The sequence below is a fragment of the Streptomyces sp. JN8 genome (assembly GCF_055808075.1).
Window position 1 is genome coordinate 5,406,121 of the sequence record NZ_CM147852.1, and the last position, 23,044, is coordinate 5,429,164.

Below are 23,044 nucleotides of genomic sequence, written 5' to 3' on the forward strand. Positions count from 1 at the left end.
TCCCCAGAATGACGTACCTCGGCCGCCACGGCACCCACGGCGGCCCTCACCCGTGCGGGCGTACGGCCGACGGCCCGCGTCCCGGGGCGTACGGCCTGCGGTCCGAAGCCCCCGGGCGTCGGGCGGGCGCCGATGAGCCTCGCTGCTGCTCCTTGTGCTGAGGCCGGCTCGGCTCCTGCTCAGGTCGGCTCGGCCCCTGCTCAGGCCGGCTCGGCCCCTGCTCAGGTCGGCTCGGCTCCTGCTCAGGCCGGCGTGTCCCCTGCTCAGGTCGGCTCGGCCCCTGCTCAGGCCGGCGTGTCCGCGGGGACGGCCGGTGGGCGGGGGCGGGTGCGCAGGCCCCAGCGGGCGACCGCGGGACCGGCCGCGCCTATCCCGGCGAAGAACACCGCGAGGACCAGCCAGCCCGCCGTGCCGAGGCCGAGCACCACCGTGGTGAGGATCGCGGGGGCCAAGGCCTGTCCGGCGGAGAAGCCGAGACCGAGGAGGCCCTGGTACTGGCCCTGGGCGTGGTCGGGGGCGAGGCCGAAGCCCAGGGCGAAGCCCGCCGAGGACTCCCCGATCTCCCCGAGGCTGTGGAGGAAGATCGCGGTCAGGAGCAGTCCCGCCGCGACCCAGACCGGGGTGTGGCCCGCCAGGGCCATCAGCGGGCAGCTGACGAGGAAGAGCAGCCCCGCGTCGCGGAACGCCCGGCCGCCCTGCCGGGGGGTCTCGATGCGGGAGCCGAGCCTGGTCTGCAGCAGCACGCAGAAGGCCGCGTTGACGGCGAACAGCACCGCCACCGTCCAGCGGGGCGCCTCGGTGTGCTGGGAGATCCAGATCGGCAGGAGCAGGGACACCACGGGGTACTGCAGGCCCATGGCGCCGTAGAGGACGGTGAACGTCAGGTACGGGCGGTCCGACAGGGCGGGCAGCCGGCGCTCCCGCGGGGGCGCGGGCAGGGGCGGGTACGAGGGCAGGAGGAGCAGGAGGACCGCGCAGAGGGCGAAGCTGGCGGCGTTGCCGAAGATGAGGGCGACGTAGGCGCCGCGGGTGTCCGCGGCCACGGCGAGGCCGGCGCCGACCGTGCCGAAGATGACGCCGAGGTTGACGAAGGTGCGCAGCTTCGCCCGGAACAGGGCCGGGCGTTCGGTCCCGACCCGGGCCACGAGGGCGCCCCAGGCGGCCCCGCCGGCCGCGGCGGCGAGCTGGTCGAGGGTGGCGAGGAGGGTGAGCGCGGTCCAGCTCTCGACGAGGACGAGGGCCGTAATCGAGACCGCCTGGACCGCGAGGGCCGCCATCATGACGGTGCGGGCGCCGCGGCGGTCGGCGAGACGGCCCCCGGGTACCCCCGCGGCCAGGCCGATCAGCCCGGCGATGGTGAGCGCGGATCCGACCTGGGCCGCGGGCAGGCCGACGATCAGGGTGAAGTAGAGCGCGGACGCGGCGTTGAAGAGGCCGTTGCCGACCCGGTTGACGAAACTGGCGGCGATGAGCACGCGCTCGGGCCCGTTGTTCCCCGCGACGCGCGCGAAGCGGGCCGTGCGATCGACCGGACCCCCCTTGATCATGTCCAGCAGGCTAACAGCGGCCTCGGGAGGGGCGGCGGGGCAGCGGGGAGGGCGACGGGCGGCAGCGGGCGGCGAGCGACGCGGGGCGGGTGGAGGAGGGCACGCGCTGGGCGGGGACGACGCGCGCTGGACGGAGGGCGACATGCGTCGGACGGGGACGGCGCGTGCTGGGCGGAGGGGGCGCGCGCCGGACAAAGGCCTCCACGCGTCGAGCGCGCGGGAACCACACGTGTCGCGGGCTACGCGACCGTCTCCCCGAGCCGCCTCCCGGCGCGCTCGGCCAGGTCCGTCCACGGGCGCGGGGCGAGGACGGGGACGCCGGCCGCGCGGGCCCGCGCGGCGAGCCACCGGCCGTAGAGCACGCTGACGCGGGCGCGATGGCGCTGCGGTCCGGCCTCCGGCTCGCGGTGCAGGTAGTTGGCCGTCACCTGCGCCTCGTCGTCCTCGTGGAGGAAGAGCCCGCGGACCGGCCCTCCCGGTGTCACCGCCGGGGGCAGGAGGTAGTCGCCCTCCAGGACCACCGGGGTGTCGGTGCCCACGTGGTTGGCGACCACCGCCTCGACCGCCGGGGCCAGAGCCTCGGCGACCGCGATCTGCCGCTCGGCGACCGCCTCGGGAGCCCACCGGGCGGCCTCGGGGTGCGTGCGCCAGAAGTGGACCTCCGGGAGGTGCTCGGGGCGCGTGACCGCGAGGAGGGCCTCCACGATGTCGTCGACCTCGACGACGGGGACGTCGTACCGGCGCGCGAGGGCCCGTGCGACACCGGTCTTGCCCATCCCGGAGGCGCCCCCGACGACGAGCACCCGCCAGGCGGGAGGGCTCGTCGGCTCGTCGGGGCCGGGGGAGGTGCGCGGCATTCCGTCACTCCGGGGTCACGAGTACGCGGGTCGGGGAGGCCTCTCGAACCTATCAAGATCGACAAAGGGGCGGCCGGGACCGGCGATAAATCGCGACGGTGGGAGGGCGAGCGATGGCACAGTCGGGTCCGCGACACGGCGGCCCGACCGCAGGGCACCGCAACGTTCGGACCGCAACGGTCCGAACGCACCGCGACAACCGATATCGCAGCGACAACACGCACCGCAGGACCAGCGAACTTCACAGCAGGGACCCACTCCAGACCCCCCACTCCAGCAACAACCCACTCCAGCACCCCCCCACTTCACAGCAGCGGTTCGGCACACACCCACCTCACCGAGGAGCCCACTTGATCGACGCAGTCCCCCTCACCCAGGTCTCGACCGAGGACGCCACCGCGTGGCACGCGGTCGTGGCGGCCTCGCTCGCCGCCGATCTGCCCGAGGAGCCCCGTCCCACGTTCGAGCAGACCCATGCCCGGCTCGCCGTCACCGGCCGGGACAACCGACGTCTGCTGTGGCTGGCCGCCGAGGCCGACGGCACCGTGGTGGGGGTGGCCGGACTGCGCCTGTTCACCCCGTCAGGTCAGCGGCACCTGGCGGAACTGGAGTTGCACGTGGCTCCGGGCCGGCGGCGCGGGGGCGTCGGTTCGCACCTGCTGGCGACGGCCGTGCGGGCGGCGCGGGACGAGGGGCGGCGGAGCCTGGTCGCCGCCGCGCCGGGGGAGGGACCGGCGAGCGCCTTCTGCGCCGCCCGCGGCTTCCGGCGCGTGCTGGCCTTCGACCACCTGCTGCTGGACGTGGCGCACGCGGACACCGCGGAGGCGGACGCGGCGCATCCCGGGTACGAACTGGTCGGCTGGACCGGGACCGTTCCGGACGGGCTGGCGGAGGCGTTCGCCGCGGCGAAGAACGCGATGAACGACATGCCGACGGGCGACATGGACTACGGCAGCCAGACCTGGACGGCGGACCGGGTCCGCGCCATGGCCGAGGTGCTGGCCGACCGCGGCGACCTGCTGCTGACGACCGCGGCGCTGGGCAAGGGGGAGATGGCGGGGTACACGGAGATCGTCATCAGGTCGGGGGAGGCCCGGCGGGCGCAGCAGTACGACACGGCGGTGGCGCCGGCCCACCGCGGTCACGGGCTCGGGCTGTGGCTCAAGGCGGAGATGGTGCGCAGGCTCCGGGCCGAGCACCCGGGGATCGGGGAGGTCGAGACGGACAACGCGCAGGAGAACACGCACATGCTGGCCGTGAACCGGCGACTGGGCTTCCGCTTCCACCGCAGTACGCACGAGTACCAGTTGGACCTCCTCGCCGACTGAGGGAGCGGAGCGGAAGGGGCGACGACTGGAACCGTGAAAGATAGTCTGCAACGAAACTATCTGCTACGGTTTCTGTATCCGTGCGGCGGGGCGGGTGCCGGCGCTGACGGCGCACGCCCGCTCGGCCGCATCGCCCCGACCAGTGAAGAGGGCTGCCCCATGAGTGAGCGCACCGTCGTCGACGCACCCGCCGGCACCACCCCGAACGACGGCCCGGCGCCCCGCGCGCTGACGGACGGGGAGCTGTCCCGGCTGCTGTCGCGGCAGCGGTTCGGCGTCCTCGCGAGCGTCAGGAGCACCGGTCACCCGCACCTGTCGACGGTCCTCCACGAATGGAGCGCGGAGGAGCGCGTCCTGAGGATCTCCTCCACCGCCGACCGGCTCAAGGTCCGCCAACTGCGCCGCGACCCGCATGTGGCCCTGCATGTGAACGGGCCCGACGTCTGGTCGTTCGCGGTGGCGGAGGGCGAGGCGGAGATCGTGGACCCGGCCGACGACGCGCCCGCAGGGGAGCAGCCGCTGCCGGACCGACGCGTGGTCATCCTCGTCCGGGTGTCCCGCCTGTACGGGACGGCCCTGGACGTCCCGTCCGGGAACTGAGCCCGCTGCGCGGGCTCTTCGCCCCGGCAGCGGCCGCGACGGTCAGCTGAGGACGGCTTCCATGACCTCGCCGACCCAGTACCGCAGCCGATGCCGGCGACTGCAGAACCGCTTGGGCCCCCGCCGCCGCCCCTCGTCGAGCGGTCGATGGCACTGCTTGCAGCGCTTGACGCGTGTCCGATCCCCCATGCCAGGCGACTCTAGCGACCCCGTGGTAGCGGTCAGCCGCCTCGGCGAGCAAGGCGAATGACGAGGAACGAACCGGCGGTTGCGGAGTCGGTTAATGTCCCGGCATGACAGACAAGGGCACCCTCACGACAGCGTCTGACGACCCCGTGGCCGCCAAGTGGCAGGTCGTGCGGGAGATGGACGAGAAGCTCATCGACAAGGCCCTGGTAGAGGCGGCATACGCAATCCCTGAACTTCGGGCCCTGTTTCCGCTGGTGAGTCATGGGTCGCTGCAGTTCAGTCGGTGCACCCGCTTCCCTTGGTCGCAAGACCTGCCGTCGATCTTTCCTCTCCTCGGCGAACGGTTCAGGGTGTGGGGACTGCATGGATCGGCAGGTTCGGGAAGGGAGCGGGCCGGCGAAGCCGACACCGCCGAAGAGGCCGTCAGGCTCGTGGCCGCGCACCTTCCCGCAGGCTGCGGCCCGGCTGTGGACGGCACGGCCGACGTCCTCGAACCGCTCAGCTGAGTCGGCCGGCTTGTCCGGCGCGGTGCGTACGGGTGGGGCACGGGCCTGACCGTGAGAGCCAGGGGACAGGCGATGGGACGGACCTCGGGTCGAACCTGCCGATCACTGGAACAGCACAGATCTGGGGTGCAGATCTGAACTGATCCAGACCAGCACCACCCTGCTGGCCGCACACTGATGAAGAAGGCCGCGTGCAGAGGATGCACGCGCGTCGACCGAGGCCACCCGCAGAAACGCGGGATGAGCCGGAGCCGGCCGGACACGTCCGCTGCCCGCCAGGGGGCGTATCCGGCTCCGCCCGGCTCTCCGGAAACCCGCTCTGACCAGCAAAAAGGACCCTCCCGAAGGAGGGTCCCGTCTTGCGCCCCCGGCAGGACTCGAACCTGCGGCCAAGTGCTTAGAAGGCACCTGCTCTATCCACTGAGCTACGGGGGCCGGGTGGTGGCCGTGTGGCCAGGAGCCCCTTGTGGGTGGGGTGTGGCCTGCCGGGACAAGGATAGGGCTCCGATCGCCTTGGCCCGGTTGCTTCACCTGCGTGGCACGATGTGGAGGTTCGGTGAAGCGGAACGATAATCGCAGGCAGGTGCGATTCGCGCAGCGGTTTTCACGCCCCTCGCGGCGGGTGTTGTGCACTCGTTATGCCTGGGGCTTCCCGCCACCACCCTTCTCTTCGGCGCGCAGGGCCGCAATAGGCTTCAAAAACACTCATAAATTGGGCATTCTTCGCATGTGGTGACCTTGGACGAACGGCCTCAGCTGATCGACGCACTCTCCGCCCTGCGCGACCGTGTCGCCGCCGTGCGCCTTCCTCTCCCCCTCCCCGACACACCACGCGCCCGGCAGACCCGGGCCGAGCTGCTCGCCCAGCTCGACGACTACCTGGTGCCCCGGCTGAAAGATCCCGACGCCCCGCTGCTCGCCGTCGTCGGCGGATCCACCGGGGCCGGCAAGTCCACCCTCGTCAACTCCCTTGTCGGGCGGCGCGTCAGCGAGTCCGGTGTGCTCCGGCCCACCACCCGCACCCCCGTGCTCGTCTGCCACCCCGAGGACCACCACTGGTTCGCCGGGATGCGCGTCCTCCCGCAGCTCACCCGCGTCTGGCTGCCCCAGGCCGACGACGAGCACGCCGACGACGCCCCGCCCCCCGAGGAGAACGCCCTCCGCGTCGAGACCGCCTCCTCCGTCCCCCGGGGCCTCGCCCTCCTCGACGCGCCCGACATCGACTCCCTCGTCGTGGAGAACCGTCTCCTCGCCGCCGAGTTGATCTGCGCCGCCGACATCTGGGTGATGGTCACCACCGCCTCGCGCTACGCCGACGCCGTGCCCTGGCACCTGCTCCGTACCGCCAAGGAGTACGACGCCACCCTCGTCACCGTCCTCGACCGGGTGCCCCACCAGGTCATCGGCGAGGTCTCCCGCCAGTACGAGGCACTCCTCGACAAGGCCGGTCTCGGCGACGTGCCCCGCTTCACCATCCCCGAGCTCCCCGAGTCCGCCGACGGCGCCAGCGGGCTCCTCCCCGACTCCGCCGTCGCCGCCCTCCGGGGCTGGCTCGCCCACCGCGCCGAGGACCCCGCCGCCCGCCAACAGGCCGCCGAGCGGACCGCCACCGGCGTCATCGACTCCCTCGACGCCCGGCTCCCCGAACTGGCCGGCGCGGTCGCCGCGCAGTACGCCGCCGCCGTCCGGCTCGGCGGCGCCGTCACGGCCGCCTACGGCGCCCAGGCCAAGCGGGTGCGCGAACAGCTCGGCCGCGGCGCCGTCCTCGCCGGCGACGCCCGCACCCGCTGGCGCGCCTACCCCCGCGACAGCACCGCCGACGAACTCCTCGACGCCCTCGCCGAATCCCTCGCCGCCCTCCTCCACTGCGCCGTCTCCGCCGCCGAGGAGCGCGTCCGCGACGCCTGGCGCCGCGAACCCGCGGCCGCCGCCCTCGGCCCCGTCCGGACCGGCGGCGACCGCGAGGCGGCCGAGCGGATCGGCGTGGAGGTACGGCGCTGGCGCCGCGTCCTGGAGGAGCTCGCCGACGAGGAGGCGGGGACCGTCGACCGGCCCCCCGCCCCCCGCACCGCCCTCCCCGAGTCCGACACCGTCGCCGCCCTCCTCGCCGCCTCCCTCCTCGGCGGCCGCCGCGCCCGGCCCGCGGGCGAGCGCCTCGCCGAACTCCTCGGCGCCCAGGCCGCCCTGCGCCTGCGCGACAAGGGCGGCGCCCTCGTCCTCTCGTACGTCGACCGTGTCCTGCACGCCGAACGCGACCGGCGCCTCGCGCCCCTCGAAGCGCTCGACGTGACCCCAGAGCCGCAGGCGGAGCTCATCGCCGCGCTCTCCGTACTGCAGAAGGAGAAGTGACGTGGTGCACGTGGACGACGACGCGTCGCGCGACGGCCCCCGCGCCGACGCCGCCGCAGGCGCCCTGAGCGGCCGTGAGACCCCGGGCGCGCCCGGTGCCGGCGCCTCGGGCGGCCCCCGAGACCGGGACACCCCCGGCGCGCCGGGACGCGCCGATGCGCTGGGACGCGGCGACGCGCGTGGACGCGCCGACACGCAGGGGCGCGCCGGTACTCATGGGCGGGTTCGCGACGACGACCGCCGCAGCGAGGACGACCGCCGCAGCGACGACGACCGCCTCCGCCAGCACGATCGCCTCCGTGAGGACCGCCGCGCCCGCGGTGACGGCCGCACCGGCGGCGGCGACGCCCCCGAGGACCGCCGCGTCGGAGGGAGCAGCGCCCCCCACCCGGCCGGCGCCCCCCACCCGGCCGGCGCCCCCCACCCGGCCGGCGACCCCCGGGGGTCCGGCGACCCCCACGACCGTGAGCAGGCGGGCCGTTGGGACGACGGGCTGATCGCCCGGCGCGCCGCCGAACGCGCCGCCGTCGCCGACGTCCTGCCCGGCGCGGACGAGTCCCGGGAGCCCGACACCCTGCCGCCCCTCGGCGGGAGCTACGGTGGACCGCTCCGCGCCCGTCTCGACGCCCTCCACGAACTCGTCGGGCTCTCCCGCACGAGGGTCGAGAGCGAGGCCCTCGCCGAGGCCGGGCGGGTGCTCGACGAGGCCGCAGCACGGCAGCGGCTCTCCTCACGGCACACCGTGATCGCGATCGCCGGCGCCACCGGCAGCGGCAAGTCCACCCTCTTCAACGCCCTCGCCGGCGTCCCCGTCTCCGAGACCGGGCTCCGCCGCCCCACCACCTCCGCGCCCATCGCGCTCAGCTGGTCCGAGGGCGCCGCGGGACTGCTCGACCGGCTCGCCGTCCCCGGCAGGCTGCGCCGCCGGCCCCTCGCGGGCGGCGCAGCCGACACCGCGCTCCAGGGACTCGTCCTCATCGACCTCCCCGACCACGACTCGGCCGTCACCGCCCACCGCGACCAGGTCGACCGGGTCCTCGGCCTCGTCGACGCCGTCATCTGGGTGGTCGACCCCGAGAAGTACGCCGACGCGGCCCTCCATGAGCGCTACCTCCGGCCGCTCGCCGGACACGCCGAGGTCACCTTCGTCGTCCTCAACCAGATCGACCGGCTCGGCACCGAGGCCGCCGACCTCGTCCTCGACGACCTCCGCCGCCTCCTCGACGAGGACGGCGTGGCCCTCGGCGAGCACGGCGAGCCCGGCGCCACCGTCCTCGCCGTCTCCGCCCTCACCGGCGACGGCGTCCCCGAACTGCGGGAGATGATCGCCGGGTTCGTCCAGGAACGCACCGCTCCCGAGCGGCGGCTGGCCGCCGACGTCGACGCCGCCGCGGCCCGGCTCCGCCCCGCCTACCTCGCCGAGGGCCGCGCCGGACTCGACGAGCGCGCCCGCGAGGCCTTCGCCGACCGGCTCGCCGTCGCCGTCGGCGCCCAGGCCGCCGGCGAGGCCGCCGAACGGGTCTGGCGCCGCGGCGCCATCCGCGCCTGCGGCACCCCCTGGCTGCGCCTCTACCGCTGGTACGAGCGGATCCGCGAGCACGGCTCCGCCGTCCCCCACCCCACCCCGCCGGTCGAGGACGAGCTGACGGCCCGCCAACGCGTGGAGCAGGCCGTCCGGATCGTCGCCGACGAGGCCTCCCGCGGCCTGCCCGCCCCCTGGGCGCAGGCCGTCCGCGAGGCGGCGGCACGCGGGGCGGAGGGGCTGCCCGAGGCCCTCGACGAACTCACGGCCGGCATCGGCGACGCGGCCGCCCGGCCTCCCCGCCCCGCGTGGTGGCCCGCCGCCGTCCTCGCCCAGGCCGTGATGACGCTCCTGCAGATCTTCGGCGCGCTGTGGCTGGTGGGCCAGATCGTGGGCGTCGTCGAACCGGGGCTGCTCCCGCCGGTCCTCGTCATGCTCGGCGGCATCATCGGCGGACCGCTCGTCGAATGGGCCTGCGAGGGTGCCGTCAAGGGACCCGCCCGGCGGTACGGGCAGGAGGCCGAACGCACGCTGCGCGAGGCGACCGCGGCCTGCGGCCGGGCGCGGGTGCTCGACCCCGTGGCGGCGGAACTGGTGCGCTACCGCGAGGTGCGCGAGCAGTACGCGACGGTGGTGGGCGCGCGCCCGTCGGCACGGATCGTCGGCGGTGCCCGCGGCGGCACGGGCCGGCTCGGCGCGACCCGTGCGGGGGCCCGGGGCAGGTAGTTCTGCGCCGGAGTCGTACGCCCGTCCGGGTGGGGGAGTCGTCCCCATGACCGCCGTTGTCCACAGCCCCCGGCGGCTTCTCCTCCGGGGCGCCACGATGGTGCCCGACCGGTGAAGACACGGCAGCGTGAACGCAGGGTGGGGGGACGGACCATGAACGACACGACGGTGACGCTCGTCGGCAACGTGGCGACGGCGGTGGAGTACCGGGACACGGCGACGGGAGGCGTCGCCAGGTTCCGCTTCGCGGTGACGGCGCGCCGCTGGGACCGCGAGAGGGGCCTCTGGTCGGACGGTCCCACCAGCTTCTATACGGTGTCGGCCTGGCGCTCCCTCGGGGCCAACCTGGCGGCCTCCGTCTCCGTCGGGGAACCGCTCGTGGTGCACGGCCGGTTGAGGGTGCGTGAGGACGAGCGGGACGGCCGGCGCACGACCTTCGTCGACGTGGCCGCGCTGGCCGTGGGCCATGATCTGAGCCGTGGCACGGCGGCCTTCCGCCGTGCGGCGCGGCCCGTCGGGGCCGATCAGGGACCCGGGGCGCAGCCCGGCCCTGGGGCACCGGAGGAGCCTGGGCCGGGGCTCGTGGAGGCCCCCGCGCGGGACCCGTGGGCCATCGCCGCGGAGGCCGCGGAGGGTCCGGCGGAGCGGTTGGTGACGGTGCCCTGACCATGAGTTGTGTCGACTTGTCTACCAACTCGCCCTGGGTGATAACGATTCCGATTCGGAATGGTTATCTGACCGTATGGCCGGGCACCGGGGGGTTCCGCATCCCTAGGATTCCCGGGTACTCATGTGGCACGTGAGCCCATCGGGTCTGTGATCTGCTGGCGTGCGCTCCCCCCACGCGAACCGACGTTGTTCGTGCGTTGTTCGTGGAGCGACTCGCCCGGAGGGGAAAGCAATGTATTCAGTTCGTGGACGAGGCGTTGCCCGCCTCGCCGCAGCCGCCCTCGTCTCCGGCCTTGTCATGGCCGGTGCGATAGCGACCGCCGGCCCGGCGCTGGCCGATGACGGTGCCCCGGGCACCGGCGGCGTGACGGCGAAGCTCGGTGGCATGACCGAGTGGGACAGCGTCGTCATCGCCGAGAAGAACGGCGAGAAGTGGGGCGTCGACGGCGGCCTCTTCAAGATGCAGGTCGAGGGCGGAGGCACGCTCCAGACCTACTGCATCGATCTCCGGACGCCGGCCAAGCACGACTTCGACTACAAGGAAGTCGGCTGGGACCAGTCCTCCCTGCACAACAACGAGAACGCCGGGAAGATCCTCTGGATCCTCGAGAACGGCTACCCGAAGCGCTCCGCGGAGGAGCTCGGCCAGAAGCTCGGCGTCGACCTGTCCAAGGGCGAGGCGGCCGCGGCCACCCAGGCCGCCATCTGGACCCTCTCGGACGACGTGAAGGCGACGCCGAAGAGCAAGGACGCCCGGAAGCTCACCAAGCAGCTCCTGAACGACGCGGTCAAGCTGGAGGAGCCGAAGGCCTCCCTCTCGCTCTCCCCGTCCACCGTCGCGGGCAAGGCCGGTGAGCGCCTCGGTCCGATCACCGTCTCCACCAACGCCCAGATCGCGAAGCTGACGACCGCCCCGGGCACCCCGGACGGCGTCAAGATCGTCGACAAGGACGGCAAGCCCGTCACCGAGGCCAAGAACGGCGACCAGGTCTACTTCGACGTCGCCGCCGGCACCGCCGACGGCACCGCCGGTCTGACCGCCGAGGCCTCGACCAAGGTCTCCCTGGGCCGCGCGTTCGTCTCCATCGACGGCCCGTCCCAGACCCTGATCCTGGCCGGCTCCAGCGAGTCGACCGTCACCGCCGAGGCCTCGGCCACGTGGGCGAAGAAGGGTGCCGTCCCGGCCGTCACGGTCGCCAAGGACTGCGCCAAGGGCGGCCTGGAGGTCATCGCCTCCAACGAGGGCGACGAGGCCTGGACCTTCGACCTGAAGGGCACCTCGTACACCGTCGCCGCCGGTGAGAAGAAGACCATCCCGGTCCCGCTCGCCGAGGACGAGGCCTACAAGTTCACCATCACCGGCCCGAACGGCTTCGAGGAGACCTTCGAGGGCGTCCTGGACTGCAAGACGGCCACCCCCGGCCCGAAGCCGTCCGAGACCCCCACCAAGGAGCCCTCGACCGAGCCGTCGAGCCCCGCCCCGTCCACCACCGCTCCCTCGACCGGTGACACCACGGGCGGCACCACCGGCACCACCGGCACCACCGGTGGCGGCGACCTCGCCGAGACCGGCAGCTCCAACGCCACCCCGATGATCGCCGGCATCGCCGCCGCGCTCGTCGTGATCGGCGGCGGCGCGGTGTTCTTCCTCCGCAAGAAGAAGACCGCCGGCGCCTGATCCCCGGCCCCGGTGCCGGCCCCGCCGGCACCGGAAGGCCACCGGTCCCGTGAGTGATCCGCGTCACAGCGCGATCGCCCCGTGACCACCGCACGACCCCGGAACGCGTCAGCGTCCGGGGTCGTCGCACGTCCCGGGCTCGATTCCGCCCCCTACCGCCCGGTACGGCGCCACCGCGGCCCCCCCGCCCCGCCCCCGTCGGGCCCCGCCCGCGCCTCACCGGTTTCCGCCCGGGGGTTCCGGTCAGGCAAGATGGGTGTATCTGCCCACTCACTCTTTGCCGGACGGTTTCTCTTGGCTGAGTACATCTACACGATGCGCAAGGCGCGCAAGGCGCACGGCGACAAGGTCATCCTCGATGACGTGACGCTGAGCTTCCTGCCGGGCGCGAAGATCGGTGTGGTCGGCCCGAACGGTGCCGGTAAGTCCACCGTTCTGAAGATCATGGCCGGCCTCGAGCAGCCGTCCAACGGCGACGCGTTCCTGTCGCCGGGCTTCACCGTCGGCATGCTCCTCCAGGAGCCCCCGCTCGACGAGTCGAAGACCGTCCTGGAGAACGTGCAGGACGGCGCCGCCGAGGTCATGGGGAAGCTGAAGCGCTTCAACGAGGTCGCGGAGCTCATGGCGACCGACTACTCGGACGCGCTCATGGACGAGATGGGCAAGCTCCAGGAGGACCTGGACCACGCCAACGCCTGGGACCTCGACACGCAGCTGGAGCAGGCCATGGACGCCCTGGGCTGCCCGCCCGGCGACTGGCCCGTCACCAACCTCTCCGGTGGCGAGAAGCGCCGCGTCGCGCTCTGCAAGCTGCTCCTGGAGGCGCCCGACCTGCTCCTCCTCGACGAGCCCACCAACCACCTCGACGCCGAGTCGGTGAACTGGCTGGAGCAGCACCTCGCCAAGTACCCCGGCACCGTCGTCGCCGTCACCCACGACCGCTACTTCCTCGACAACGTGGCCGAGTGGATCCTGGAGCTCGACCGCGGCCGCGCCCACCCGTACGAGGGCAACTACTCCACCTACCTCGACACCAAGGCCACCCGCCTCAAGGTCGAGGGACAGAAGGACGCCAAGCGCGCGAAGCGTCTGAAGGAAGAGCTGGAGTGGGTCCGGTCGAACGCCAAGGGGCGCCAGGCCAAGTCCAAGGCCCGTCTCGCGCGTTACGAGGAGATGGCGGCCGAGGCCGACAAGATGCGGAAGCTGGACTTCGAGGAGATCCAGATTCCGCCGGGCCCGCGCCTGGGCTCCATCGTCGTCGAGGTCGAGAACCTCTCCAAGGCCTTCGGCGACAAGGTCCTCATCGACGACCTGTCCTTCACGCTCCCGCGCAACGGCATCGTCGGCGTCATCGGCCCGAACGGCGCCGGCAAGACCACGCTCTTCAAGATGCTCCAGGGCCTGGAGACCCCGGACTCCGGCACCGTCAAGGTCGGCGAGACCGTCAAGATCTCGTACGTCGACCAGAGCCGCGCCAACATCGACCCGAAGAAGACGCTGTGGGCCGTCGTCTCCGACGAGCTCGACTACATCAACGTCGGCCACGTCGAGATGCCCTCCCGCGCGTACGTCTCCGCGTTCGGCTTCAAGGGCCCGGACCAGCAGAAGCCGGCCGGTGTGCTCTCCGGCGGTGAGCGCAACCGCCTGAACCTCGCGCTCACCCTCAAGCAGGGCGGCAACCTGCTGCTCCTCGACGAGCCCACCAACGACCTCGACGTCGAGACCCTCTCCTCGCTGGAGAACGCGCTCCTGGAGTTCCCGGGCGCCGCGGTGGTCATCTCCCACGACCGCTGGTTCCTGGACCGGGTCGCGACGCACATCCTCGCGTACGAGGGCGAGTCGAAGTGGTTCTGGTTCGAGGGCAACTTCGAGTCCTACGAGAAGAACAAGATCGAGCGCCTCGGCCCGGACGCGGCCCGTCCGCACCGCGCCACGTACAAGAAGCTGACCCGAGGCTGAGCGTGCGCCACATCTACAGCTGTCCCCTGCGCTGGTCGGACATGGACGCCTTCGGGCACGTCAACAACGTCGTCTTCCTGCGGTACCTGGAAGAGGCGCGGATCGACTTCATGTTCCGGCTCGCGCCGGGGGACGGTTCCCCCTCGTTCTCCGGCGGGTCCGTCGTGGCCCGGCACGAGATCGACTACGTGCGGCCGCTGGTCCACCGGCACCAGCCGGTGACCATCGAGTCCTGGGTGACGAAGATAGGCGCGGCGTCGCTGACGATCGCGTACGAGATCAAGGACCCCGAGGTCACCTACGTGCGGGCGTCCACGGTCGTCGTGCCCTTCGACCTGGAGGCGCAGCGACCGCGCAGGATCTCCGCCGAGGAGCGCGAGTTCCTCCAGGAGTACGTCGACGACGGGATGACGTCCGCCGCATGACCGTGCTCGCACCGCTGCACTTCGCCGACGCCAGGGAGGCGGCGGCCCTCGCCGCCTTCCTGGCGCGGCTCGTGCACTACGACCGGGCCGCCGCCGTCCGCCTCCAGGCGGGCGGCGGGGCACTGGCCGTCTTCGGCCGGCCGCCGTCCTTCGAGGTGCTCGCCGTCCGGACGGCCCGGCTCGTGGACGCCGTCGACCTCGACGTCACCGTCTCCGCCGGTGAACTCCTCGACGGCGTCGAGGAGTCCGCGGGCAAGGCGGTCGTCCCGGACTCCGTCACCGGGCCGCCGTGGACCGGCGTCCTCCCGCCCCGCGTCGGCTGGCGGCCGGTGCCCGGACTGCCGGGAGCCGCGGACATGCGCGCCGCGGTCGCCGCGGCCGTCGCCGAGTTCCGTGCGCGGGACGAGGAACTGCCCGCGGAGCGGCGCACCAGGGCCGAGCGGGACGGCATCGGCCGCGAGATCTGGTCCCGGACCCTCGGCACCACCGGCCTCCCGCTGCGCGCGGTGCACGCGGCCCAGTCGCTGGGCTTCCTGCCGCCCGCGGACACCGACGCACCGGTCGCGCTCCTGGCCTCCGGCCCGTGGCTGCGGCTGCGCACCCCGTACGGCTCGATCGTCGTCCGCACCGGGTCGATGGCGCTGACGGTCACCCCCGGCGGCCCGGCGTGACGGGCGCCCCGACGGCCTGAGCCGACCCGGACCCGGCCCTGCGGCCGGGGCTCCGGAGCCCGCCTCCTCATCGCTCCCCGCGGCCCTCGCGGGCGATCGCCGCCGCCGAGAGGGCGGCCGAGAGCACGAACAGCGAGGCCGGGACGACGGCGGAGCCGTGAGCCTCGTCGTCCCGTTCGAGCACGGGGTCCATGCGGCGGGCGGGGTCGTACGCGATGCGGACCGCGCCGCCCGGCTCGGCGATCCGCTCCTCGGCGGAGAACTCGGTGGGGTAGCCGCCGGAACAGCTCAGCGTGTGGTGGAACAGGGTCTTGGCGGCCGGCGCGCCCTCGCCGAAGGTGGGGTGGTGGGTCACCCGGGGCTTCCCCACGACGACGCAGTCGGCGACGGCGCCGCGGACGGCGTCGTCCCGCGCCTCCACCCAGACCGCCGTCAGGCCCGCCAGGATCAGGACGGCCGCGGCGATGCTCCCGCCCTCGCGGAAGAGCGCGTTGTGCGCCACCAGCGCGACAGCGGCCAGCACGACGCCGCCGCCCACGGCGAGGGCGGTCGGCGGCCCGTGCGGTCCGCCGAGACTCCAGGCGGCCCATCGCCACAGCAGCACTCCGGCGACGGCGGGCACGAGCAGCGCCCCGGCGTACGGCACGGCCTTGCGCATCGGACACCCCCGTGACGACATCGACAGCCGGTTCCGTGGGCGGGGACGCCCGGGGCGCGTGCGCGGTTGCGCCGACCCTCACGGAACCGCGTACCCCTCAGCCCTCGGCGTCGTCCCGCCACACCCCGATGTGGTCCTGCTCCAGCTCCAGGGCCACCCGGTGCCGCATGTCGAGCGCCTCCGTGTACTCGGCCGGGAGCTGGAGCCGGCCGGCCCGGTCGAGCATCGCGTACTCCCGCGCCACCAGGGACTCCTGGCCCTGCTCGTCGACCTCCGTGCGGCGCAGGACCTCCGAGGAGGTGCGGCCGTCGCGGATGGCGACCGTGCGGCGGACCTCGGAGGCGACCGCCTGGTCGTGCGTGACGATCACGATGGTCGTGCCCAGCTCCTCGTTGGCGCGGCGGAAGGCCGCGAACACCTGCTCGCCCGTGGCCGAGTCCAGCTCGCCCGTCGGCTCGTCGGCGAGGAGCACGGCCGGGTTGTTGGCCAGGGCGACCGCGATGGCCACCCGCTGCTGCTGGCCGCCGGAGAGCTGGTGCGGCCGCCGGTCGCGGGCGTCCGCGATGCCCAGCATGGCCAGCAGCTCCTCGGCGCGCTCCGCCTTCCGCTTCGCGCGGCCCTTCAACTGCATCGGCAGCGCCACGTTCTGGGCGGCCGTCAGATAGGGGAGCAGGTTGCGGGCGGTCTGCTGCCAGACGAAGCCGACGACCTCGCGGCGGTAGCGCAGCCGCGCCCTGCCGTCCATCGCGAGCAGGTCCGCCCCGGCGACCCGGGCGGCGCCGGCGGTCGGCACGTCCAGGCCGGCGAGGATGTTCATGAGCGTCGACTTGCCGGAGCCGGACGCGCCGACCAGGGCCATCAGCTCGCCCTCCTTCACCAGGAGGTCGAGCCCCTGGAGGGCCTGCACCTCCACCCCGTCCGTGGTGAAGATCCGGACGAGGCGGTCGCAGGCGATGAGGGCGTCGTGGCCGTAGTCGGGCCGGTCGCGCCGCGCGGTCGCCCGGCGCTCCAGCTCCTCCAGGGTGGTGGGGTCGGAGGCGGACCCGGCGGCGCCGGCCCGGCTCTGCGTGTCGGTCCTCGTCATCGTGCGTCTCCTGCCCTGAGTTCCCTGATCGAGCCCCTGCGTCCCGCCCACCAGGCCTGTCCGGCCGCCGCCACCGCCGTGATCAGCACGACCGCGACCGCCGGGACCGCCAGCGACCACGGGTCCACCCGCAGCGGCGCGCTGTCCAGCGGGGCGAATCCCGGGGTCGTCGCGAGCGCCAGCCGGAACAGGTCGATGCCGGGGGCGAGCAGCGGCACCGTCGCCCAGCCGACGAGCGTGCCGCCGACGGCCGCGAGGACCGCCTGCGGCAGCGCTTCGAGGCCGAGCAGCCGCCGTCCCTGCCGACGGGTCAGGCCCATCGTGCGCAGCCGGGCGAGGAGCGTGGTCCGCTCGGGCGCGCTCTGCAGGAGCGAGAGCAGCACGGCCACCACGGCGAACCCGGCGCCCGCGCCGATCGCGCCCAGGTAGATCCGCTCGGCGCCCGACTGGAGCGGCGAGTCGACGTAGCCGGCCCGCTCCTCGGTCCGCGTCGACACCAGCAGCGCGTCGGACCGTGCCTTCACCGTCGCCCGCAGCGCGGCCCCGTCCGAGGGGCCCGTGACGAGCAGCGCCGTGTCCGCCCGGTGCGTGAGGTCCGCGGCGTTGACCACGAGGAAGTCCGCGCCCTGCAGGGCCGGGGTGGCCGGCCGGACGGCGACGACCTTCACCCGGAACACCCCGGCAGCCGACACGATCTCCTGCGGCGTGCCGCCGAGCCGCGCGGCGACCGAGGGCGAGGCGATCGCCGGCAGCACCCGCTCCGTGTCCGCCGCCACCTCCTTGCCGCCCTTGCCCGTCGTGGCCAGCAGCGCCGCGGGGAACGGGCCGAAGTCGGTCCGCCGCGCGAGCCGGGTGTACGTCTCGGGCTCGACGCCCACGAGGGCCGAGCTCATCGGCTGGGCGGTGTCGCTCCCGGGGGACGGCAGCGACACCCCGTACTCGATCTGCAGCGGCGCCACGTCCCGTACGCCCGGCGTCCCGCGCACCGCCTCGACCAGGCCGGCCGGCAGCGGGGTCCACTCGACCGAGCCGTCGATCCGGGCGTCCGCGCCGGTCGCCAGGAGCGCGGCCCGGTCGCGGGCGGCGGCGACGCCGGCCAGCACGGAGCCGCCGAAGGCCGCGGTGGTCAGGGCGAGGACGAGCGCGAGGAGGGGCAGGGTGCCCGCCGAGGAGGCGCGTCCGGCGCGGGCCAGCGCCAGCGGACCCACCGCCCCGCGCAGCCGGCGGGCCGGGCGGGCCGCCCACCGCAGCGGCAGCGGGTAGATCCGGACGAGGACCATGGCGGCGATCAGACCGACGAGCACCGGGGCGGCGCTCACCAGGTGGTCCCCGGAGTCGCCGGTGCCGCGGAGCCGCAGGGAGGCGACCGCGCCCACGGCCAGGACCAGCAAAGTGAGTTCGAGGACCGTGCGGCGCCGGGACGGGCGGGCGGTGAGCAGGTCGTCGCGGCCGCCGTGCAGGCGCGGGCGCCGGTGCAGGACGACGGCCCGCAGCGGCAGGACGAGCATCGCCACGAGGGCGACGGCGACGGTGGCGAGCACCGAGGGCAGCAGCGGGATCCCGCCGAGTACGCTCCCGGAGCCGCCGTCCGGACCCCGTACGGTCAGCACCGCGAGGACCAGGGCGAGCAGCGCGGCGGGTACGGCGACCGTGGAGGTCTCGCCGAGCAGGCGCAGTCCGATGCCGGTGAGCGAGGCGCCGCGGGAGCGGATCAGCGCCAGTTCGCCGTCCCGGCGGGCGACGAAGAGCCCGCCGGTCATGGCGAGGACGACCGCCGCGACCGCGCCGATCCCGAAGACGGCGACGGCGACGACCGGATCGATGGCCCCGCGCATCGATCCGTACGCGCCGACGATGGTGTCGAGTTCGGTGGTCAGCGCGCCGGTGGGGCCCACGACCTCGCGCAGCCTCACCAGGTCGGGGCCGCCCGACGCCGAGGCGAGCGCGGCGCCGAGGCGCCCGGCGTCCCGGCCGGTGAGGTGGCCGGCGGTGGGCAGGTAGCGGAAGTAGACCTCGGGTTCCCCGGTGGTGGAGAGCAGCGCGGGCGCCGAAGTGGGGGAGAGCAGCAGCGCGCCCTGCCAGTAGTACGCGACCTCCTGGCCGACCAGCGGGGCGAGCGCCGGGGTGCGGAGCAGCGGCTCCACCGCCCAGTACGGGCCCTCGGGACCGCGCGGCTCCACGATGCCGGTGACGGTGAGCGCGAGGGGCTCGGCGCTGACCCGGCCGGGCACGTGCACGACGGAGCCTGGCTTGATCCGCAGGGCCTCGGCGGTCTGCGCGGTGACCACGGCCTCGGGGGCGCGGGCGGAGCCCGCGGGGAGGCGGCCCGCGCGGAGCGTGGCGTGCTCCGCCAGGTCCGAGGGGGAGGAGAGCACGAACTCGGGGGAGATGCCGTCCGGCCGGGGCAGCCACGGGTCGAGTCCCTCGACCCGCTTGACCGTGCGCACGCCGTGGACGCTCTGCTCGGGGTCGGTCCGCAGCGGGGCGGGCAGCAGGGCGCGTGCCTGATCCCGCTGCTTCCCGAGTACGGCGGGGGCCAGACCCGCCTCGCGTACCTGCGGGGAGAGTTCGAGGCCCGGCGGTTCGGCGGTCAGTTCGAGGACGCTGCTGCGCGGTGCGGCGGTGCGGATGTCGTGCCGCAGCCCCTCGGTCTCGTACGCGTCGACGGCGCGCGGCAGCGCGGCCGCCAGGTAGGCGGTGGCGAGGACGAGGAGGGTGAGGGAGACGGCGGCCCAGGGCGCGGTCCGCAGCCGGGTCCGCACCCAGGGCGCGACGGCGCGGGCAGGCTTCTCGGACCGGGGGGACCGGGACCGGGGCATGTCGGGTGCCTTCCTGCGTACGGCGGGTGGTTCGGGGTGCTGCCGGTGCTCGTGCGCGTCCGGGCGCTCCCCGGCGGTGCCGGGCATCAGTTCACCGCCTGGTGGCGCAGCGTCACGGCCGGGTCGGTGCGGCGCAGCGCGATCGCGGCGACCATGGCGAGCGGCAGCGCGGCGACGCCGGCGAGCAGCAGGGCCACCTGGCCGAGGGGCAGTTCGACCAGGACCGGGGGGACGGGCCGGGCGGCCTGACCGGTCAGGACGACCAGCGGCACGACGGCCCGGGCCAGGACGGCGCCGAGTCCGATCCCGATGAGCAGGCCGATGCCGATGAGCAGGCCCTGTTCGGCGGCGATCAGCCGGGCGAGCCGGCGGCGGGGCGCGCCCAGCGCCCTGAGCACGCCGAACTCCGCGGACCTCTCCCGCATGGCGCCGGCCGAGCCGACCGCGAAGCCGACGGCGGCGAGCGCGGCGGCCGCGGCGGCCACCGCCATGAGCGCGGCGTCGGGTCCGGCGCCGAGCGGGTCGCCGAGCAGTTCGGCGGCGACCTCGTCCCGGACGAGGACCTGGGCGGGGTCGGCGTTCGGGCGGGCGCGCAGGGCGGCGGCGACCTCGCCGGCCCGGCCGGGCGCCACGGTCAGCCACCACTCGGTGGCCGGCACGGTGGAGGCCTCGTCGGTGGAGAGGTACCGGTTGACGGAGGCGAGGTCGAGGAGGATCGCGCCGCCGTCCTCGGGGGTGGCGGCCGGCGCGCCCGCGGCCGCCGCGGCGGCGCCCGGGCCGGTGGTGGGCAGTTCGTCGACGACGCGGTCGACGGTCACGTCGACGCGGCGGCCGCCCAGCGGGACCTCGACGCGGTCGCCGGGCGCGGCGCCGGACGCGGTCATGAAGGTGCGGGTGGCGACGGCGGAGAGGCGGCTCGGCGGCTTGGGTCCGGGGGCCTTCATCCGTACGGCGAACTCCTCCGCGCCCCAGTACACCTCGCCGGCGGGGGTGCCGGAGACGGCGAACGTGAGGACGTACGGGGCGGGACGGCCGCCCGGCCCCGCGGCGCCGGGGACACCGGAGGTGGGGACGGGACGCTGCGCGTCGCCCTGCGAGGTCTGCTCGAAGGAGTGCGCCCAGGGACCGAGGACCGTCGCGGGGGAGTGGACCGTCTCGCCGCCGTCGGCGCCCGTGACGCCGAACCGCTCCACGTGGAGCGTCTGGGTGCCCTTCGCGCCCTCGGCGACCTCGCCGGTGATCTCCAGGCCGGTGAGGGTGAGCAGTCCGGCGGAGCCCCGGTCGCCGCCGGCGCCGGGGGCCGCGGCCAGGGCGCCGACGTCGAGGGACAGCCGGTGGGTGCGCCCGTCGGCGGGCAGCGGGCCCACGGCCCGGCGGTACGGGACGCCGTTCGGGTCCTCCAGGACGGCGGTGACCCGGGCGGCGACCTTCGGCTCGGCGAGCCGCAGGTCGGCGGTGAGCGTCCGGGTGCCAGCGGGCAGCGGGAGGCCGGGACGGGCGGTGGCCGCGGGGGCGAGCGGGCTGAGCAGGGAGCGGACGGGGACGTCGGCGAGGTCGGGGCGGAGCAGCAGGCCGTCGGCGGCGGCGCGGGTGTCCACGGCGAGGACGGTCGCGTTCTTCCCGGCCACGTCCATGGAGGCCCGGTGCACCGGGGCCGCCGAGCGGACGCCGGGGACGGATCCCAGCTGCTCGGTCTGGGTGGGCTCGCCCGGCCCGGCGCCGAGGACGCGGACGGCGGCGCCCACCCGGAAGTCGGCCTGGTCGCGCTGCGAGCGCTCCCAGGAGCCGCTCTGCCCGATGGCCAGCATGCCCATCGCCACGGCGAGCACGAGCAGCAGGACGGGACCGGCGCCGCGCAGCGGCCGGCGGCTGAACTGCCAGCCGGCGAGGGCGGCGGAGAGCCCGCGCCCGCCGGCCGCGCGCCGCTCGGCCAGCCTGGCGGCGGGCGGGAGCAGCCGCAGGGTCAGGACGGTGCCGGCGAGCAGGGCGAGGGCGGGGGCGGCGACGAGGACCGGGTCGATGGAGCCGCCGCCGGGCTCGTCCGTGCCGAGGGTGCCGCCGGACGCCGCCGGGCGCTGCAACTGCCAGTAGGCGACGGCGGCGACGGCCAGCAGTCCGAGGTCGGCGCCGGCCCGGACGGGGCCGGGCAGGCCGGCCGATCGGGCCGTGCGGAGTGAGACGGCGGCGTCGTCCCCGGCGGCCAGCGCGGGTGCGACGACGGCCGCGGCGCAGCACAGGGCGACGACGGCGGCCACCAGCCACACCTGGGCCGAGGGGGTGGTGTCCAGTCGTACGCCGAGGGCGGAGAGCGCGGACCGCTCGGCGAAGAGCGCGGTGAGCGGACCGGACAGGAGGGGTGCGGCGAGCGCGGCGGGCAGGGCGAGGAGCAGTGCCTCGGCGGCGGCGAGTCCGGCGATCCGGCGCCGCGAACCGCCGCGGGCCCGGAGCAGCGCGGTCTCCCCGGAGCGTTCGGTGCTGAGCAGCCGGGCGACGAGCAGCAGCGCGTACGCGGCGAGGAGGATCAGCTGCACGGCGACGATCAGCAGGGTGGAGCGGGAGACGAGCAGGGCCCGCTGGGTCTGCTCCAGGACCGTGGGGAGCGCGGTGGAGGCCGCGACGGTCGTGCCGAAGGCGGCGCTGTCGGCGGCCAGGGCCTTCGGTCCCTCGGTGGCGGCGGCGCGCAGGGCGTCGATGCGGTCGGTGGTGAGGCCGGTGAAGTCGGCGGAGCCCAGCCAGGCGGTCTCGCCGGTGGTCAGGGCCCCGGCCCGCAGGACGGCCGGGTCGACGAGCAGCGGTCCGTACGTGGTGAACGCGACCGTCCGCACCCCGCGGCCGGCGGCGGGATCCAGCTGCCAGTACAGGTCGCCGGTGTCGACGGGCCGGTAGACGCCGGTGACCCGGGCCCTGACCTTGCGGGCGTCGAGCCGGTCGGTGAGGTCGAGCACGGCCCCGGGGGCGACGTTCAGCCGCCGGGCGGCCTCCTCGGGCAGCGCCGTCTCCACGACCCCGTCGGAGACGGCGGCCGAGGGCCAGGCGCCCCGGACGAGGGAGAGCCGCGAGCGGTCGACGGCGGCGAAGTGGGCGAGATCGGGGTCGCCCTTGCGGGCGGCGGGCGGCTGGAGGCTCCGGGGCAGCGCGTACGGCCCCGAGCGCTCCAGCCGGCGCAGGTCCACGGGCAGCCCGTCGAAGGTCTTCCGCATGCCCTCCCGGACGGCCTGCTCGGCCTCGGCCCGCTTGGCGGCGGGCACCTGCCCGCTCACGAGCACGGAGGCGGCGGCCGCGGAGCGCCCCCGCAGGCCCGCCTGGAGCGCGGCGTCCCCGATCGCCCCGGAGAAGGAGGCGAGGGTGGCGAGCACCGAGGTCGTCAGGAGCACGGCGAGCAGTGCCGCGGCGAGCAGCAGCCGGTGCGCCCTGACACGCAGAAATACGAACCCCGTCACCCATCCCCCTGGCCATC

17 protein-coding genes and 1 tRNA gene are annotated in these 23,044 nt (G+C 74.8%); 10 read left to right on the top strand and 8 right to left on the bottom strand.

What is annotated here, in order from left to right; translation table 11 throughout:
* Nucleotides 1–284 precede the first annotated feature (284 nt).
* Entirely contained in the window at nucleotides 285–1,547 is a 1,263-nt protein-coding gene (locus ACY0MR_RS23835; RefSeq protein ID WP_473555226.1) for an MFS transporter, read from the bottom strand.
* 239 nt (nucleotides 1,548–1,786) lie between these two features.
* A complete protein-coding gene (locus ACY0MR_RS23840) occupies nucleotides 1,787–2,404 on the bottom strand; it encodes a hypothetical protein (RefSeq protein WP_473555229.1) in 618 nt (205 codons plus the stop codon).
* Between the two features lie 350 nt (nucleotides 2,405–2,754).
* Between ACY0MR_RS23840 and ACY0MR_RS23845 the strand changes: the two genes are divergently transcribed.
* Complete coding sequence (locus ACY0MR_RS23845; protein WP_473555231.1) at nucleotides 2,755–3,732, top strand: GNAT family N-acetyltransferase; 978 nt, start codon at nucleotides 2,755–2,757, stop codon at nucleotides 3,730–3,732.
* 159 nt (nucleotides 3,733–3,891) lie between these two features.
* On the top strand, nucleotides 3,892–4,332 hold the full coding sequence (locus tag ACY0MR_RS23850; RefSeq protein ID WP_388798659.1) for a pyridoxamine 5'-phosphate oxidase family protein: 441 nt from the start codon (nucleotides 3,892–3,894) through the stop codon (nucleotides 4,330–4,332).
* A 42-nt stretch (nucleotides 4,333–4,374) separates the two neighbouring features.
* On the opposite strand, the gene ACY0MR_RS23855 is transcribed toward ACY0MR_RS23850, so the two are convergent.
* Nucleotides 4,375–4,521 carry a hypothetical protein gene (locus ACY0MR_RS23855; RefSeq protein WP_473555234.1) on the bottom strand — a complete coding sequence of 49 codons (147 nt, stop codon included), beginning with the start codon at nucleotides 4,519–4,521 and terminating at the stop codon, nucleotides 4,375–4,377.
* A gap of 104 nt (nucleotides 4,522–4,625) precedes the next feature.
* Here ACY0MR_RS23855 and ACY0MR_RS23860 point away from each other — a divergent pair, with 104 nt between their 5' ends.
* Nucleotides 4,626–5,027, top strand: a complete 402-nt coding sequence (locus ACY0MR_RS23860) for a DUF6193 family natural product biosynthesis protein (RefSeq protein WP_473555236.1) — start codon at nucleotides 4,626–4,628, stop codon at nucleotides 5,025–5,027.
* 362 nt (nucleotides 5,028–5,389) lie between these two features.
* On the opposite strand, the gene ACY0MR_RS23865 is transcribed toward ACY0MR_RS23860, so the two are convergent.
* A tRNA-Arg gene (locus ACY0MR_RS23865) sits at nucleotides 5,390–5,462 on the bottom strand.
* A 303-nt stretch (nucleotides 5,463–5,765) separates the two neighbouring features.
* Between ACY0MR_RS23865 and ACY0MR_RS23870 the strand changes: the two genes are divergently transcribed.
* The 7 genes from ACY0MR_RS23870 (at nucleotide 5,766) to ACY0MR_RS23900 (ending at nucleotide 15,026) form a co-directional block, all read left to right on the top strand.
* Nucleotides 5,766–7,376 (top strand): dynamin family protein, encoded by a 1,611-nt coding sequence (locus ACY0MR_RS23870; RefSeq protein ID WP_388798665.1) that lies wholly within the window; start codon nucleotides 5,766–5,768, stop codon nucleotides 7,374–7,376.
* 1 nt (nucleotide 7,377) lies between these two features.
* A complete protein-coding gene (locus ACY0MR_RS23875; RefSeq protein WP_473555239.1) occupies nucleotides 7,378–9,624 on the top strand; it encodes a GTPase in 2,247 nt (748 codons plus the stop codon).
* 153 nt (nucleotides 9,625–9,777) lie between these two features.
* Nucleotides 9,778–10,290 carry a single-stranded DNA-binding protein gene (locus ACY0MR_RS23880; RefSeq protein WP_361858094.1) on the top strand — a complete coding sequence of 171 codons (513 nt, stop codon included), beginning with the start codon at nucleotides 9,778–9,780 and terminating at the stop codon, nucleotides 10,288–10,290.
* 235 nt (nucleotides 10,291–10,525) lie between these two features.
* The gene (locus tag ACY0MR_RS23885; protein WP_388798671.1) at nucleotides 10,526–11,971 is read left to right on the top strand and encodes a Cys-Gln thioester bond-forming surface protein; all 1,446 of its coding nucleotides are present in this window, start codon (nucleotides 10,526–10,528) and stop codon (nucleotides 11,969–11,971) included.
* 294 nt (nucleotides 11,972–12,265) lie between these two features.
* Nucleotides 12,266–13,930 (top strand): energy-dependent translational throttle protein EttA, encoded by a 1,665-nt coding sequence (gene ettA, locus ACY0MR_RS23890; protein WP_361858088.1) that lies wholly within the window; start codon nucleotides 12,266–12,268, stop codon nucleotides 13,928–13,930.
* Nucleotides 13,931–13,932: 2 nt separating this feature from the next.
* The gene (locus ACY0MR_RS23895) at nucleotides 13,933–14,355 is read left to right on the top strand and encodes an acyl-CoA thioesterase (RefSeq protein WP_189829675.1); all 423 of its coding nucleotides are present in this window, start codon (nucleotides 13,933–13,935) and stop codon (nucleotides 14,353–14,355) included.
* Nucleotides 14,352–15,026 carry a DUF8010 domain-containing protein gene (locus ACY0MR_RS23900; RefSeq protein WP_392204219.1) on the top strand — a complete coding sequence of 225 codons (675 nt, stop codon included), beginning with the start codon at nucleotides 14,352–14,354 and terminating at the stop codon, nucleotides 15,024–15,026. Before ACY0MR_RS23895 ends, ACY0MR_RS23900 begins: the two co-directional genes overlap by 4 nt.
* A gap of 67 nt (nucleotides 15,027–15,093) precedes the next feature.
* On the opposite strand, the gene ACY0MR_RS23905 is transcribed toward ACY0MR_RS23900, so the two are convergent.
* From ACY0MR_RS23905 to ACY0MR_RS23920, 4 genes are all read right to left on the bottom strand, one after another.
* A complete protein-coding gene (locus ACY0MR_RS23905; RefSeq protein ID WP_473555244.1) occupies nucleotides 15,094–15,684 on the bottom strand; it encodes a hypothetical protein in 591 nt (196 codons plus the stop codon).
* Nucleotides 15,685–15,781: 97 nt separating this feature from the next.
* Nucleotides 15,782–16,768 carry an ABC transporter ATP-binding protein gene (locus tag ACY0MR_RS23910; RefSeq protein WP_392863581.1) on the bottom strand — a complete coding sequence of 329 codons (987 nt, stop codon included), beginning with the start codon at nucleotides 16,766–16,768 and terminating at the stop codon, nucleotides 15,782–15,784.
* Nucleotides 16,765–19,587 (bottom strand): FtsX-like permease family protein, encoded by a 2,823-nt coding sequence (locus tag ACY0MR_RS23915; RefSeq protein ID WP_473561873.1) that lies wholly within the window; start codon nucleotides 19,585–19,587, stop codon nucleotides 16,765–16,767. Before ACY0MR_RS23915 ends, ACY0MR_RS23910 begins: the two co-directional genes overlap by 4 nt.
* Nucleotides 19,588–19,673: 86 nt before the next feature.
* On the bottom strand, nucleotides 19,674–23,027 hold the full coding sequence (locus ACY0MR_RS23920; RefSeq protein ID WP_473555247.1) for an FtsX-like permease family protein: 3,354 nt from the start codon (nucleotides 23,025–23,027) through the stop codon (nucleotides 19,674–19,676).
* Nucleotides 23,028–23,044 lie beyond the last annotated feature (17 nt).

Excerpts from the sequence above, each read along its gene's own strand:
- ACY0MR_RS23905 (WP_473555244.1), bottom strand. The coding sequence starts at position 15,684 with ATGCGCAAGGCCGTGCCGTACGCCGGGGCGCTGCTCGTGCCCGCCGTC.
- ACY0MR_RS23835 (WP_473555226.1), bottom strand. The coding sequence starts at position 1,547 with ATGATCAAGGGGGGTCCGGTCGATCGCACGGCCCGCTTCGCGCGCGTC.
- ACY0MR_RS23860 (WP_473555236.1), top strand. The coding sequence starts at position 4,626 with ATGACAGACAAGGGCACCCTCACGACAGCGTCTGACGACCCCGTGGCC.
- ACY0MR_RS23855 (WP_473555234.1), bottom strand. The coding sequence starts at position 4,521 with ATGGGGGATCGGACACGCGTCAAGCGCTGCAAGCAGTGCCATCGACCG.
- ACY0MR_RS23880 (WP_361858094.1), top strand. The coding sequence starts at position 9,778 with ATGAACGACACGACGGTGACGCTCGTCGGCAACGTGGCGACGGCGGTG.
- ACY0MR_RS23885 (WP_388798671.1), top strand. The coding sequence starts at position 10,526 with ATGTATTCAGTTCGTGGACGAGGCGTTGCCCGCCTCGCCGCAGCCGCC.
- ACY0MR_RS23900 (WP_392204219.1), top strand. The coding sequence starts at position 14,352 with ATGACCGTGCTCGCACCGCTGCACTTCGCCGACGCCAGGGAGGCGGCG.
- ACY0MR_RS23910 (WP_392863581.1), bottom strand. The coding sequence starts at position 16,768 with ATGACGAGGACCGACACGCAGAGCCGGGCCGGCGCCGCCGGGTCCGCC.
- ACY0MR_RS23850 (WP_388798659.1), top strand. The coding sequence starts at position 3,892 with ATGAGTGAGCGCACCGTCGTCGACGCACCCGCCGGCACCACCCCGAAC.
- ACY0MR_RS23915 (WP_473561873.1), bottom strand. The coding sequence starts at position 19,587 with ATGCCCCGGTCCCGGTCCCCCCGGTCCGAGAAGCCTGCCCGCGCCGTC.
- ACY0MR_RS23840 (WP_473555229.1), bottom strand. The coding sequence starts at position 2,404 with ATGCCGCGCACCTCCCCCGGCCCCGACGAGCCGACGAGCCCTCCCGCC.